At 56.1% G+C, this 14,507-nt stretch carries 14 protein-coding genes; 11 read left to right on the top strand and 3 right to left on the bottom strand.

The annotated features are described in order from the left end of the window. Positions 1–3: 3 nt before the first annotated feature. From qseG to glnB, 3 genes are all read left to right on the top strand, one after another. Positions 4–672, top strand: coding sequence for a two-component system QseEF-associated lipoprotein QseG (gene qseG, locus FHW04_RS14970; RefSeq protein ID WP_089561665.1), 669 nt, complete (start codon positions 4–6; stop codon positions 670–672). Continuing rightward, on the top strand, positions 672–2,006 hold the full coding sequence (glrR, locus tag FHW04_RS14975) for a two-component system response regulator GlrR (RefSeq protein ID WP_031376266.1): 1,335 nt from the start codon (positions 672–674) through the stop codon (positions 2,004–2,006). The genes qseG and glrR overlap by 1 nt, the downstream gene beginning before the upstream one ends. A 127-nt stretch (positions 2,007–2,133) precedes the next feature. Beyond that, a complete protein-coding gene (gene glnB / locus FHW04_RS14980; RefSeq protein WP_003848647.1) occupies positions 2,134–2,472 on the top strand; it encodes a nitrogen regulatory protein P-II in 339 nt (112 codons plus the stop codon). A 52-nt stretch (positions 2,473–2,524) separates the two neighbouring features. Here the strand turns inward: glnB and hmpA are convergent, their stop codons facing one another. Next, the gene (hmpA, locus tag FHW04_RS14985) at positions 2,525–3,709 is read right to left on the bottom strand and encodes an NO-inducible flavohemoprotein (protein WP_031376265.1); all 1,185 of its coding nucleotides are present in this window, start codon (positions 3,707–3,709) and stop codon (positions 2,525–2,527) included. A gap of 329 nt (positions 3,710–4,038) precedes the next feature. Here hmpA and glyA point away from each other — a divergent pair, with 329 nt between their 5' ends. Beyond that, positions 4,039–5,292, top strand: coding sequence for a serine hydroxymethyltransferase (gene glyA / locus FHW04_RS14990; RefSeq protein WP_031376264.1), 1,254 nt, complete (start codon positions 4,039–4,041; stop codon positions 5,290–5,292). Between the two features lie 128 nt (positions 5,293–5,420). After that, the gene (locus FHW04_RS14995) at positions 5,421–6,569 is read left to right on the top strand and encodes a 3-phenylpropionate MFS transporter (RefSeq protein ID WP_031376263.1); all 1,149 of its coding nucleotides are present in this window, start codon (positions 5,421–5,423) and stop codon (positions 6,567–6,569) included. Here the strand turns inward: FHW04_RS14995 and csiE are convergent. Then, entirely contained in the window at positions 6,551–7,819 is a 1,269-nt protein-coding gene (gene csiE, locus FHW04_RS15000; RefSeq protein WP_089561666.1) for a stationary phase inducible protein CsiE, read from the bottom strand. The genes FHW04_RS14995 and csiE overlap by 19 nt on opposite strands. 156 nt (positions 7,820–7,975) lie before the next feature. On the opposite strand from csiE, the gene FHW04_RS15005 reads away from it, so the two are divergent. The 3 genes from FHW04_RS15005 (at position 7,976) to FHW04_RS15015 (ending at position 10,789) form a co-directional block, all read left to right on the top strand. Continuing rightward, a complete protein-coding gene (locus FHW04_RS15005; protein WP_089561667.1) occupies positions 7,976–8,602 on the top strand; it encodes a DUF1007 family protein in 627 nt (208 codons plus the stop codon). Further along, positions 8,593–9,570, top strand: a complete 978-nt coding sequence (locus FHW04_RS15010; protein ID WP_089561668.1) for a nickel/cobalt transporter — start codon at positions 8,593–8,595, stop codon at positions 9,568–9,570. The genes FHW04_RS15005 and FHW04_RS15010 overlap by 10 nt, the downstream gene beginning before the upstream one ends. 205 nt (positions 9,571–9,775) lie before the next feature. Then, the gene (locus FHW04_RS15015) at positions 9,776–10,789 is read left to right on the top strand and encodes a TIGR04086 family membrane protein (RefSeq protein WP_031376259.1); all 1,014 of its coding nucleotides are present in this window, start codon (positions 9,776–9,778) and stop codon (positions 10,787–10,789) included. A 62-nt stretch (positions 10,790–10,851) separates the two neighbouring features. Here the strand turns inward: FHW04_RS15015 and suhB are convergent, their stop codons facing one another. Then, positions 10,852–11,655 carry an inositol-1-monophosphatase gene (gene suhB / locus FHW04_RS15020; RefSeq protein ID WP_031376258.1) on the bottom strand — a complete coding sequence of 268 codons (804 nt, stop codon included), beginning with the start codon at positions 11,653–11,655 and terminating at the stop codon, positions 10,852–10,854. 132 nt (positions 11,656–11,787) lie between these two features. Here suhB and trmJ point away from each other — a divergent pair, with 132 nt between their 5' ends. From trmJ to FHW04_RS15035, 3 genes are all read left to right on the top strand, one after another. Then, positions 11,788–12,540 carry a tRNA (cytosine(32)/uridine(32)-2'-O)-methyltransferase TrmJ gene (gene trmJ, locus FHW04_RS15025; protein WP_031376257.1) on the top strand — a complete coding sequence of 251 codons (753 nt, stop codon included), beginning with the start codon at positions 11,788–11,790 and terminating at the stop codon, positions 12,538–12,540. 130 nt (positions 12,541–12,670) lie between these two features. Continuing rightward, the gene (iscR, locus tag FHW04_RS15030; RefSeq protein ID WP_031376256.1) at positions 12,671–13,168 is read left to right on the top strand and encodes a Fe-S cluster assembly transcriptional regulator IscR; all 498 of its coding nucleotides are present in this window, start codon (positions 12,671–12,673) and stop codon (positions 13,166–13,168) included. Positions 13,169–13,256: 88 nt separating this feature from the next. After that, the gene (locus FHW04_RS15035; RefSeq protein WP_031376255.1) at positions 13,257–14,411 is read left to right on the top strand and encodes an IscS subfamily cysteine desulfurase; all 1,155 of its coding nucleotides are present in this window, start codon (positions 13,257–13,259) and stop codon (positions 14,409–14,411) included. Positions 14,412–14,507: the final 96 nt, after the last annotated feature.

Below are 14,507 nucleotides of genomic sequence, written 5' to 3' on the forward strand. Positions count from 1 at the left end.
CTGATGAAATATTTACCCGCTTTGCTGTTGAGCACGCTGACCACGCTGCTGCTCAGCGGATGTACTGCCTCTCCGGCCACCTCATCGCTGCCGTCGGGCCATCCGGTGACGGAACCGGAGGTCAAAATAGCTGATTATCTGGCGACCCGCTGCAGTGATGTGTGGCAGATTGAAAACCACGCGGCGCTGGCTAATCCGCTCTACTGGATGCGCACCATCGACTGTGCAGAACGGTTGTCGCCAGCCGAAGCCCGGGCTGAAGCGCACCGCTGGCCGGCAGACGGCTGGTCACGCGCCTTTAAGCAGGGCGTGTTAATGGCTAACGGCAACGTCACGCCGGTCGAGCGGCGCCAGTATGTCGCCACCCTGGACAGCTACAGCAGTGATTTTCCTGCTCCGGTTCGTCCGCTCATTCAGCTGTGGCGCAGCAATCAGGCGGCGCAACTTGACCTCAGCGAAGCGCGAACCCGTTACGCGCACCTGCAACAAAGCAGTGATGCCCAGCAGGAGACACTCCGGCAGCAGATGATCAGGCAGCAACAGCAGCTGAGTGATACACAGCGTAAGCTGGAGCGATTGACCGACATTGAGCGCCAGCTATCATCCCGCAAAGCGCCGGATGTCTCTGACAGCAGTCACGGCACTGCACTGCCGCAGGACGAGGAGCAATAATGGTTAAACAAGCCGCCCGACTGCTGCTGGTCGATGACGATCCCAGCCTGCTGAAGCTATTGGGCATGCGTCTCAGCAGCGAAGGTTACCAGGTCACCACGGCCGCCAGCGGCCCGGAAGCGTTGCGCCTGCTGCAGAAAGAAAAAATTGAGCTGGTTATCAGCGATTTGCGGATGGATGAAATGGACGGGCTGGCGCTGTTTGGCGAAATCCAGAAACGCCATATGGGGCTGCCGGTGATTATCCTGACCGCGCACGGCTCGATTCCGGATGCGGTCTCCGCCACCCAACAGGGCGTGTTCAGCTTTCTGACCAAGCCGGTGGATCGTGATGCGCTCTACAAAGCGATTGATGAAGCGCTGGCGCAGCAGGCGCCGATCAGCGATGACCGCTGGCGCGAAGCGATTGTTACCCGCAGCCCGTTGATGCTGCGGCTGCTGGAGCAGGCGCATATGGTGGCGCAGTCTGATGTCAGCGTGCTGATTAACGGGCAGAGCGGTACCGGTAAAGAGATGCTGGCACAGGCCATCCATGCCGCCAGTCCACGTCACGGCAAGCCGTTTATCGCCATCAACTGCGGTGCGCTGCCGGAACAACTGCTGGAGTCTGAGCTGTTTGGTCACGCCAAAGGGGCATTTACCGGCGCGGTGAGCGCCCGTGATGGGCTGTTCAAAGCGGCCGGTGGCGGCACGCTGTTTCTTGATGAGATCGGCGACATGCCACAGGCGCTGCAGGTTAAGCTGCTGCGGGTACTGCAGGAGCGCAAAGTACGGCCGGTCGGCAGCGATCACGACATGGATATCGACGTGCGTATCATTTCCGCCACCCACCGCGATCTGCCTAAGGCGATGGAGAAAAAAGAGTTTCGCGAGGATCTGTTCTATCGCCTCAACGTGGTTAACCTGAAAATTCCGGCGCTGCATCAGCGGACGGAGGATATCCCGCTGCTGGCGAATCATCTGCTGCGTCAGGCGGCGGAACGGCACAAACCGCAAATCCGCAGTTTTTCTGTCGATGCGATGAAACGCCTGATGGCCGCCAGCTGGCCGGGTAACGTGCGTCAGCTGGTCAACGTGGTTGAGCAGTGTGTGGCGCTCAGCGCGTCACCGGTGATCAGTGATGCGCTGGTGGCGCAGGCGCTGAGCGGTGAAAACAGTGCGTTGCCGACCTTTGTCGAGGCGCGCAATCAGTTCGAGCTGAACTATCTGCGTAAGTTACTGCAGATGACTAAAGGCAATGTGACCCATGCTGCGCGTCTGGCTGGACGCAACCGTACTGAGTTCTATAAGCTGCTGTCTCGTCACGAACTGGACGCCAGCGATTTTAAAGAGTAGCGTGCGCCGCAATCCCGCCAGGGCAAAGCGTGATCCGCATGGCGGATATTCGCTGCCCGGCCGCGCCAGCAACATTTATACTTGATAAACCCTTCCGACCACGGAGGGAGAGAGAAAAGGGTCTGACATGAAAAAGATTGATGCGATTATCAAACCATTCAAACTCGATGATGTACGTGAAGCCTTAGCTGAAGTCGGCATCACCGGCATGACCGTGAGTGAAGTGAAAGGGTTCGGCCGCCAGAAAGGCCATACCGAACTCTATCGTGGCGCAGAGTATATGGTCGACTTTCTGCCGAAAGTAAAAATTGAGATGGTGGTCGGCGACGATATCGTTGATACCTGTGTTGAAACCATCATGCGCACTGCGCAGACCGGTAAAATCGGTGACGGTAAAATCTTTGTCTTTGACGTGGCGCGTGTGGTGCGCATTCGTACGGGCGAAGAGGATGAAGAGGCGATCTGAGTTCGCCGGATTAAAAAAGCCCGCTGCGATGCGGGCTTTTTTTATGGTGCAATCACATGCCTTTATGCGGACCGAACAGTTCGTAATGGATGCGCGCGTCCTCAACGCCAGCATCACGCAGCTGCGCCACCACATGCTGCATAAAGCCCAGTGGACCACACAGGTAGAACTGTGTCTGCGGTGACTGTAAACGTGCCGCCATCGCCGTCACGTCCATCAGGCCCTGCGCATCATAGGCGCCGGCATCCTGCGGGGCAGGCTGACGATACCAGACTTGCGAAACGAAATCGCTGAGCTGTGCGCCGGTCGCTTTTACTTCATCAGCAAAGGCGTGCTGCTCGCCATTTTCCGCGGCGTGCAGCCAGCTTACCGCAGCAGGATGCTGCTGCGCGGCCAGCGCATGCAGCATGGCCAGCATCGGGGTCTGACCGACGCCAGCCGAGATCAGCGCTACCGGCGTTTCAGCCTCAGTCTGCAGGAAGAAGTCACCGTGCGGCGCAGCCAGCTGCACTTCATCGCCCACCTGACCATACTGATGCAGCCAGCCAGAAACCGTGCCTTTGTCCTCACGCTTCACCGCAATGCGGTAATCTTTACCGTTACTCAGGTTGGTCAGGGAATACTGGCGAATCTGATGATGTTCGAAACTGGCGGGCTGCAGGTGCACCGTCAGGTACTGGCCCGGCTCAAACGCGGCCACCGGTCCGCCATCGACCGGCGTAAAAGTGAAGCTTTTGATTACCGCGCTCTGTTGCTCAATCGCGCTGATGCGGAAGGCGCGGGTCCCCCGCCAGCCGCCCGTTTGCTGTTCCGAGGCCTGATAAATCTGCTCTTCACGCTGGATAAACACCTCTGCCAGCACGCCGTAAGCCCGGCCCCAGGCCGCCAGCACCTCTTCACCCGGATCCAGCAGCTCTTTGATAGTTGCCAGTAAATTTTCGCCGACGATGGCGTACTGATCAGGCTGAATATTCAGGCTGGTATGCTTCTGGGCAATTTTTTCCACCGCCGGCAGCAGCACCGCCAGATTTTCCAAGTTGGCACCGTAGGCGCAAATTGCATTAAACAGCGCTTCACGCTGATCGCCATTGCGCTGGTTATTCATGTTGAAGACGTTTTTTAGTTCGGGATGGTGCGACAACATGCGGTCATAGAAGTGGGCGGTGAGTTTCGGACCGCAGGCCGCAATGGCGGGCAGGGTCGATTTAACGGTCGCGATGGTTTGCGCATCAAGCATAGGAGGAACCTCACATGTAAAGTTGCATTTTAAATGCATCTTATAGCTATGCCGGCTGCGCTGTAAATAACCGCTTTAACTTTCTGATCGCCTGGCAAGCCGCGTATGGCCGCTGGATGAGGAAATCTCCGTCACATCCTGAAGAAAAATCGTGGCGCAGTCTGACCAGAAAAAAGCGTAAAAATCCCGTGCCGCTGCATAGCCAATCGTTTGCGTAAAAAGAGGGGATTCACCCTACCTTCACCTGATAAAACGGTTTACACTGTGGGCCTTCGCCCCGGTGGGGCTTAAACTGCCGTTAAAAAAGTTAGCTGAGTCAGGAGATGCGGATGTTAAAGCGTGATATGAACATTGCCGATTATGATGCCGAGTTGTGGCAGGCGATGGAGCAAGAGAAAGTGCGTCAGGAAGAGCACATCGAACTGATTGCTTCTGAAAACTACACCAGCCCGCGCGTTATGCAGGCGCAAGGTTCGCAGCTCACCAACAAATACGCCGAAGGCTATCCAGGCAAACGCTACTACGGCGGTTGTGAATATGTTGATATCGTTGAGCAATTAGCGATTGACCGCGCTAAACAGCTGTTTGGCGCTGATTACGCTAACGTGCAGCCACATTCAGGTTCTCAGGCGAACTTCGCGGTTTATACCGCGCTGCTGCAGCCGGGCGATACCATCCTTGGCATGAACCTGGCCCACGGCGGACACCTGACCCACGGCTCACCGGTTAACCTTTCTGGCAAACTCTACAACGTAGTCGCTTACGGCATCGATGAAACCGGCAAGATCGACTACGACGAGCTGGCTGAACTGGCCAAAACGCATAAGCCAAAAATGATTGTCGGCGGTTTCTCTGCCTATTCCGGCGTATGTGACTGGGCAAAAATGCGTGAAATCGCCGATAGCGTGGGCGCATGGCTGTTCGTTGATATGGCGCACGTTGCCGGTCTGATTGCCGCTGACGTCTACCCAAGCCCGGTGCCGCATGCGCACATCGTGACCTCGACCACCCACAAAACGCTGGCGGGTCCGCGCGGCGGGATCATCCTGGCGAAAAACGGTGACGAAGAGCTGTATAAAAAACTGAACTCTGCGGTGTTCCCGGGTGGACAGGGCGGTCCTCTGATGCACGTGATCGCCGGTAAAGCGGTGGCGTTCAAAGAGGCGATGGAGCCGGAATTCAAAACCTATCAGCAGCAGGTCGCGAAAAATGCCAAAGCGATGGTCGAGGTGCTGATCGCACGCGGCTACAACATCGTCTCTGGCGGCACCCATAACCATCTGTTCCTGATCGATCTGGTGAGCAAAAACCTGACCGGTAAAGAAGCCGATGCGGCGCTGGGCCGTGCTAACATCACGGTAAATAAAAACAGCGTCCCGAACGATCCGAAGAGCCCGTTTGTCACCTCGGGTATTCGTATCGGTACGCCAGCCGTTACGCGTCGTGGCTTCAACGAAGCGGACGTACGTGAACTGGCGGGCTGGATTGCTGACGTGCTGGATAACATCAACGACGAAGCGACCATTGAGCGCACCAAACAGAAAGTGCTGGAAATCTGCAGCCGTCTGCCGGTCTATGCTTAAGCGTTAACTTCTTGTGTAATCGCATAAAAAGGATGGCATCAGCCATCCTTTTTTATTGCCTGAGGTGTGGCGCTCTGCCAGAGTAGCGCCGACTCTTGCTGCCAGGCAGCACACTTGCTGGAGGGAATATGGCAATCGGCTCCGCCAGATGGCTCGGATTGGGCTACTTCACTTACTTCTTCTGTTACGGCATCTACCTGCCTTTCTGGGGCGTATGGCTCAAAGGCACCGGCCTTGATGCGGAAAAAATCGGTCTGCTGCTGGGGTGTGGCATGGTGGCGCGCTTTGTCGGCAGCCTGCTTATCGCCTCGCAGGTAAAAAATCCGGCACAGTTAATTACCGCACTTCGCCTGCTGGCGCTGATGACCTGCCTGTTCGCCATTGGCTACTGGGTCGGGCAGCAGTGGATGTGGCTGCTGGCGGTGATGATTGGCTTTAACCTGTTTTTCTCGCCGCTGGTGCCGCTCAGTGATGCGCTTGCCGCCACCTGGACGCAGCAGATTGGCCTGGCTTACGGTCCGGTACGGCTGTGGGGATCGCTGGCATTTGTGATCAGTTCGGCGCTGACCGGGGTGCTGGTCAGCGCTTACTCTTCGCAGGCAATATTATTGTTACTGTCGGTGGGGGCGCTCAGCATGCTGGCCGGGATGATGCTCACCCCAGCCACCCATCCGCAGGGGAATGAGCGGCAGGGCGCAACAGGCGGTGGCTGGCCGGTCTGGCGTGACCTGCTGCGTGAGAATGCGGTCTGGCGTTTTATGCTGTGCGTGACGCTGCTGCAGGGGGCGCATGCCGCCTATTACGGCTTCAGTGCTATCTGGTGGCAGGAGAGCGGCTATTCGGCCTCAACGGTGGGCTATCTCTGGTCGCTGGGCGTGGTGGCGGAGATTATTATTTTTGCGCTCAGCAATCGCCTGTTTCGTCGCTGGAGCGCGCGCGATTTGCTGCTGCTATCGGGCATCTGCGCACTGATCCGCTGGAGCCTGCTGGGTGCCAGCACCGCGCTGCCGCTGCTGATTGTGGCGCAGATTCTGCACTGCGGCAGCTTCACCGTCTGCCATCTGGCGGCGATGCGCTTTATTGCTGCCCGTCAGGGCGCTGAGGTGATCCGGTTGCAATCGCTCTATTCCGCGCTGGCAATGGGCGGCGGAATCGCAGTGATGACCATGATTTGCGGCGTGCTGTTTACCCATCTGCAGGGGCATCTGTTTTGGGTGATGGCGTTAGTTGCGCTGCCTGCGCTGTTCCTGCGCCCGCGTTACGACTCGAGCAAATAACGGATACGCTGCTGATGGTGCGCCGTCAGCGGCAGTTCTGCATGTATCAGCGGCGGTGAGTAGAGCGGCAGCGAGGTGGCGTACGGTGAAATAATCAGGTCAACTTCGCGCGGCGCGCCATCGCGCTGGAAACTGCTCACCTGCTGGTAGGTAATATTGATCGGCAGCAGGGTGATTTCACGGATCTGCTGCTCGACATCCTGCTCCAGCTGCGGATCTTCGCCGGTTAATATCAGCACCTGCTTCTCCTGCAACGCATTTTCCTGCATCAGCCAGGCACCAAAAATCACCGTAATCAGGCTCACCTCTTCCGGGGTAAAAGCGATCTGGTATTCATATTCAAAAGCGCGCAGCGCCAGCTGGGTGGTGCGTAACAGGCGCGGATAGAGTCGGCTGACATCCAGCGCCACGCTGTTGTCGATGCCGATGGTAAAGTGAGTGCGATCCAGCGCCTGCGCCAGATGGGTATAGAGCTGCTGCAGCAGATCGGCGCGGTCAGCAAAGGTCACCGCAGCACACTGCTCAAAATCGGCAATCAGCTGTACCGTCGCCGCCATTAATCGCTGCTCGCAGGGATGCTTTGCCCGATCGGCCTGCGGGGTGTGGATCAGGCTGAACAGCAGCGTCCAGAAATCCGTTTCGCTGATGTGCGGTGCCAGATGGCAGCGTTTGCGCCAGTGATGAATGACATCCTCAGCCGCCTGGCGTTCTGCCTTATGTTGCAGCCAGACGCGCTGCGGATCGCTAAACAGCGCGGGTTGTCGCTGGCACAGCCCATACTTCATAAAAATCTGCAAAAACAGCCGATCCCGTTCGCTAAACTCGCGACCCAGTCGCAGCCCGCAGTGCTGAATTAACGCCTGCAGGTTAGTCTCATCGTAGAGCGCTTTCTCAATCTTCATGACCTTCAGACGCTGACGCAGTGGGGCGGCAAAATGCTCACAGACAAAGGTCTGTGACAAACGCAAACTGCGTCGCAGGTTGTGCAGCAAACAGAGGCGCCGATCCAACTCTGTACCATGAAGACGAAAGCTGCCATCCACCATCTGGTGCAGTTCCAGCCGGTGATATCGCTGTATCTCGTCACCCACTTCCGCGATATCCTGTCGGGCAACCGCAGGATCAACACCATTTAACTGGCAGACTTTTTCAAGCGTAAGCGCGGGAGTCGGCAGAAATAACAGTAATAAAAGATGGCACTGTCGCTGTGAACGGGTGAAGAGTGGTGCCAAAGGGGTAGCAGAACTCATCAATCAGATTTCCAGCAGGCTAATTTGAGCTAAGAATAGCCAACCCCGTCAGTCCCGGTAGCTGTCAGGCGGTTTTTTTAGTCAGAGGTTTAAGGCGGGTCACAAAATTTTGTTACTTATGGATTCTTTTCATCGGGAACGTTACTTTATAACATTATGAAACGCACACGCTTTGTATTACTGATGGTCTTAAGTCCGGCGGCACTGGCGCATCCACACAGTTTCATCGACATGAAAACCGAACTGGTGGCGAAGGGGGATACCTTCACCGGCTTAAAAATGACCTGGACCATGGATGAGATCACCTCTGCCGATCTGCTGTATGACGCTGGCGAGGCGAAGCCAGGCAGCGTGGTGTGGAAAAAGCTGGCGGCCGGTGTGATGGCTAACGTGCTGGGCCAGCACTACTTCTCAGAAATCTGGCATAACCAACAGCGGGTGAAATTTTTGAATCTGCCTGACGAATATCATCTCTCGCGTAACGGTCATAAGGCGGTGCTGGAGTTTATTCTGCCGCTGGCGGAGCCGCCGGTACTGACCGGGCAGCGGTTTGACATCCTGACCTTTGATCCCAGCTATTTTGTCGACATGTTTTATGACAACGCCAGCGCCCTGACGCTGCCGCCGGCACTGCAGCAACGCTGTAAGTTTACGCTGAACACGCCAAAGCCCAACGACTCGTTGAAACAGTATGCGCTGTCGCTGGATAAGGCTGATGCACCAGCAGAAGAGCTTGATTTAGGTCGGCAGTTCGCGCAGACGGTGATTCTCACATGTCAGTAATTTCTACTCCGGCAGGCGCTTCGCGACTCTGGCCGCTCTGGCTGCTGGCGGCGCTGTTGCTGACCGGCGGCACGCTACTCTGGCTCAACTGGTCGCAGATTCTGTTGCAAAGCGTACTCTGGCAGAAAGATTTGCACCGGCAGATGACTCAGCTGTTACAGCTGGTGGCTGAGCAGCCGCAGCAGGCCGGGCTGTCACTGGTGCTGTTCAGCCTGCTGTACGGCATTTTGCATGCGCTGGGACCGGGCCATGGCAAAGTGGTGATTACCACTTTTCTGGCAACCCATCCGGCCAGAGTTAAAACCAGTATTAAGCTGACGCTGCTGGCCTCGCTATTGCAGGGTTCAGTAGCGATCGTGCTGGTCACGGTGATGCTGGTGCTGCTGCAAACCTCTTCACGCCAGCTGCATCTCAGCAGCTTCTGGCTGGAAAAGGGCAGCTATCTGCTGGTGAGCGGACTGGGGGCCTGGATCGGTTATCGCGCGCTGCGAACGCTGTGGCAGATGCGACGTCCGCGCCCGGCGCTCGCTTTCCGCACGCTGCGTCCCGATCACCAGCATCACGCACACTGTGGTTGCGGACATGCGCACCTGCCGTCGCCGCAACAGATACGCGAGGCGGTGAGTGTGAAAACCCAACTGCTGGTGGTGGTATCGATGGGGCTGCGGCCCTGCTCCGGGGCGATCATGATGCTGCTGTTTGCCAAAGTGATTGGCGTTTATGCCTGGGGCGTGCTGTCAGCGGCGGCGATGGCGCTTGGCACCGCACTCACCATCTCGCTGATTGGTTTGCTGGTCCAGCGCGCCCGTGTAGTGGCGCAGCGACTGGCCCAGCCGCGACACAATCAACTGGCGCAGCTATTGGTTCCGATGCTCACCTTAATCGGCAGCCTGATATTAATCGTGGCCGGCATCGCTTTATGGCAGTCAGCACAACCCGCCTTCAGCGGCGGAATTCGACCTTTCTGAATCTCAACAAGCGCAGCGGGAATTAAATTTCCGCTGCGTAGCGTATCTCGCTAATTTATGTAAATTCACATCTTTATTTTTTTCTCGCCTGGCGATGGTGGTGAAATGACTATTCACTGTCTACGCTGTTATTACCAAAACGGCATTCTCTGCCGGGATGATTAAAACCAAAGCACCTTTCTGTTTGTTGCGAGGAGAATATTTCATGGCTGATACCCGTATTAATAATGGCTATACCGAAACGCTGGCGACCGGGCCAGCGGGATTGCCGCTAAAGCGTATTTCCTGGAGCGCCGTCTTTGCCGGGGTAATTTGCGCGCTGATTGTTCACATCATATTGACGCTGCTGGGAACGGCAATTGGCGCGACCAGCGTTGATCCGATGAAGGAACAGAACCCATTAGACGGTCTGGGTACCGGCGCACTGGTCTGGACCGCAATTGAAATGCTGGTGGCGATGGCGGCCGGTAGCTACGTGGCGGGCCGTCTGGCACAGCGCGAAGGCGCGCTGCACGGTTTACTGATGTTTGGCCTTAGCACAATTTTCACTATTTACCTGGCGATTGCGCTGGCGAGCAGTGTATTGGGCGGGGCAATGAATATTGTCGGTTCCGGTTTCCAGGCATTAGGTAGCGGTATTTCCGCCGCTGCGCCATCGGTCACTCAAATGGCGAAAGATAAGCTGCAGGAAAATAATATTAATTTAGATGACCTGCAGAACGAACTGGAAACTACGCTGCGCCAGACCGGTAAGCCGGAATTACAGCCGGAGAATTTAAAGCAGGATGCAAATAACGAAGCGCAGAATGCGGAGAATCAGGCTAACAACACCGCCAGCCATCCACAGACGGCGGATACCGATCTGTCTAACTGGTTAAAAGGCGTGATGAATCGTCATTCAGATACATTACAGGCCGCCGATCGTGATGCGCTGAAAAATATTATCAAAGCGCGTACCGGTAAAAGCGATCAGGAAGTCGATCAGATCGTCGCTAAAGCAGAGCAGAGCTATCAGCAGGCGATGCAGAAATATCAGGAACTGAAACAGCAGGCCGAGCAGAAGGCACGTGAAGCCGCAGATAAAGCAGCAGCAGCTACGGCGAAAGCCAGCTGGTATGCGCTGATTCTGTTGATTATCGAAGCGGTGCTGGCCGGTGTGATGGGGATGGTGGGTCGTCGTACTCAGCCTCGTCAGGTACTGTCACACGAACGTCGTTAATCGACGCGAAAAACAGGCAATAAAAAAGGCGGCTGAGAAGCCGCCTTTTTCTGTGCTGTTACTTAGCGTTTTAACGCTTCGCTCAGCTCTTCACGCATGTTTGACAGCATGGCTTTCACCACGCGTGGGTTACCGGCAACGATATTACCGGAGTGCAGATAACCGTGGTTACCGGTGAAGTCAGTGACCAGGCCACCCGCTTCACGTACCAGCAGTTCACCCGCCGCAAAATCCCATGGCTTCAGGCCAATCTCAAAATAACCATCAACGCGACCGGCTGCGACATAAGCCAGATCCAGCGCCGCTGAGCCGGTGCGGCGGAAGTCGGCGCACTGGGTAAACAGTTTGGTCAGGATGTTCATATAGGCGGGGGCGTGCTGTTTCAGCTTGAACGGGAAGCCGGTTGCCAGAATGGTGCCATCCAGGTCGCGAGCGATGCTGCCGCGCAGGCGGTATCCATTAAGCTGGGCGCCCTGGCCGCGTACGGCGCTGAACAGTTCATTACGCATTGGGTCGTAGACCACCGCGACTTCAGTGCGGCCTTTAATGCGCACGGCGATGGAAACAGCAAAGTGGGGCAGACGTTTGATGAAGTTGGTGGTGCCATCCAGCGGATCGATAACCCATTGAATGTCCTGATCCTCACCCGCCAGTTCACCGCTTTCTTCGGTGATGATGGTATGTTTCGGGTAAGATTTACGAATCACTTCGATAATCAGGCGTTCTGCTTCGCGATCAACATTGGTTACGAAGTCGTTGCTGCCTTTCTGGCTGGCTTCGACGGCGTCCGGGGTTTCATAATTCTTGGCAATTAAATTTCCGGCCTTGCGCGCTGCGCGCACGGCAATGTTGAGCATTGGATGCATCGGTATCTCTCGCTGGATGTTAAAGAACGGGGAAAACGGCGCGGAGTATAGCAGCGTGTTCGGTAAATGTCCTGCTTTATGTTAGCATTCGCGCTACTGATTTTACTGACCCGCTGCTGAGACTCCTCAATAATGCTGCAAAATATCCGTATCGTGCTGGTTGAAACCTCTCACACCGGCAACATGGGCTCCGTCGCCCGCGCCATGAAAACCATGGGCCTGACCAACCTTTATCTGGTTAACCCGCTGGTCAAACCCGATTCACAGGCGATTTCTCTCGCCGCCGGGGCCAGTGATGTGATTGGCGACGCTAAAATCGTCGACTCGCTGGACGAAGCTATCGCCGGCTGCAGTTTAGTGGTTGGCACCAGCGCACGTTCCCGTTCACTGCCGTGGCCGATGCTTGATGCCCGCGAATGTGGCGTGAAAAGCGTGGAAGAGGGGCAGCAGGCACCGGTGGCGCTGGTGTTTGGTCGTGAGCGCGTCGGCCTGACCAATGAAGAATTGCAGAAGTGTCATTATCACGTCGCGATTCAGGCTAACCCGGAATACAGCTCGCTGAACCTGGCGATGGCGGTGCAGATCATCGCCTATGAAGTGCGGATGGCCTGGCTGCAGGCGCAGGAACAAGCCAGCCCGCAGCCGCAGTATGCCGAGTCGCCTTATCCGCTGGTGGATGACCTTGAGCGCTTCTATCAGCACATGGAACAGATGATGCTGAACAGCGGCTTTATCCGAGAAGCTAACCCGGGCCAGGTGATGAGTAAACTGCGTCGTCTTTATACCCGTGCCCGGCCGGAACGTGATGAACTCAACATTCTGCGCGGCATGCTTTCATCGTTTGAAAAGCGAAAAAACGAGAAGAAAGAAGACGATAATAGTTGAGTAAATTACCAGGTTAAATACTTGAGTGTTTTACCTGGTTAAATAGTTGACCAAATTACTCGGGAATGTCAGACTTGCCGACATCTTTTGCTAATCCTCCGATAACCGGACGCTATTGAGGTCGTACGCTATGAGACTGACATCCAAAGGACGTTATGCCGTAACTGCTATGCTGGACGTTGCCCTTCACTCCCATGAAGGCCCGGTTCCGCTGGCTGACATTTCCGAGCGTCAGGGCATCTCGCTGTCGTATCTCGAGCAGTTGTTCTCCCGCCTGCGTAAAAATGGCTTAGTTGCCAGCGTACGCGGGCCGGGCGGCGGTTATCTGTTGGGTAAAGAGTCGAATGCTATCGCGGTCGGTGAAGTAATCACCGCAGTCGATGAGTCAGTTGACGCCACCAAATGCCAGGGTAAAGAAGGCTGCCAGGGCGGCGAGCGCTGCCTGACTCACGTTCTGTGGCGCGATCTGAGCGTGCGCATCAGTGACTTCCTGAACAATATTACGCTGGCTGAGCTGGTGAATAATCAGGAGATCCTCGACGTGGCCGATCGTCAGAACGCCAATGACAATCGTCGCTTCCAGAGCCCACGCGCTCAGGAAATCAACGTCAATCTGCGCGCCTCGTAATCCCCACTGTTGCGGCCCTAACTGCTAACGCGGGCAGGGCCGAATCTGCTATAAAGACGTATGATTTTTTATACGGAGCTGTAGCGCAATGAAATTACCGATTTACCTGGATTATGCCGCCACCACGCCGGCCGATCCGCGTGTAGCCAGCAAAATGATGCAGTTTCTGACGCTGGATGGCACGTTCGGTAATCCGGCCTCCCGTTCTCACCGTTTTGGCTGGCAATCTGAAGAAGCGGTCGATGTGGCGCGCAATCAGGTGGCCGAACTGGTTAATGCCGATCCGCGTGAAATCGTGTTTACCTCTGGCGCCACCGAATCTGACAATCTTGCGATTAAAGGCGCAGCCCACGCCCATCAGGCGCGCGGCAAACATATCATTACCAGCCAGACTGAACACAAAGCGGTACTCGACAGTTGCCAGCAGCTGGAGCGTGAAGGCTTTGATGTCACCTACCTGAAACCGGCCGCCAACGGCATTATCAGCCCTGAAATGCTGCGTGACGCCCTGCGCGACGACACCATTTTAGTCTCGATCATGCACGTCAATAATGAAATCGGCGTGATTCAGAATATTGCTGCGTTTGGTGAGCTGTGCCGTGAACGCGACATTCTGTTTCACGTTGATGCGACCCAGAGCGTTGGCAAACTGCCGATCGATCTCAGCGTGTTGCCGGTCGATTTGATGTCATTTTCCGCCCACAAACTCTATGGCCCGAAAGGGATCGGCGCACTCTATGTCCGTCGTAAACCACGGGTGCTGATCGCTGCCCAGATCCATGGCGGTGGACACGAGCGTGGCATGCGTTCCGGCACGCTGCCGGTTCACCAGATTGTCGGGATGGGCGAGGCCTATCGCATTGCGGCGGAAGAGCGTGAGACCGAGATGGCGCGCCTGCAACGCCTGCGCGACCGGCTGTGGCACGGCATCAGTACGCTGCCGGACGTCACGCTGAACGGTGACCTGCAACACAGCGCCGCTAACATTCTTAACCTCAGTTTTGCCAACGTTGAGGGCGAATCGCTGATCATGGCGCTAAAAGACCTGGCGCTCTCCTCCGGTTCTGCCTGTACCTCTGCCAGTCTGGAGCCCTCCTATGTCCTGCGGGCTTTGGGTGTCGGCGAAGAGCTGGCGCACAGTTCGCTGCGATTTTCGCTTGGTCGCTTTACCACCGAAGAAGAGATCGATTACGCCATCGCGCTGGTGCAGAAATCAGTGACGCGTCTGCGTGCCTTAATGTAATCGGCCGGATACCCGGCCAGATTCTGGAAACCGCGCCATAATATGCGCAAGGCTGGCATCCTCTGAAAGAATCTGTTATCAGGTCTGTCCACGCAT

Source organism: Pantoea sp. AN62 (assembly GCF_050432985.1).
Taxonomy (GTDB): domain Bacteria; phylum Pseudomonadota; class Gammaproteobacteria; order Enterobacterales; family Enterobacteriaceae; genus Pantoea; species Pantoea brenneri.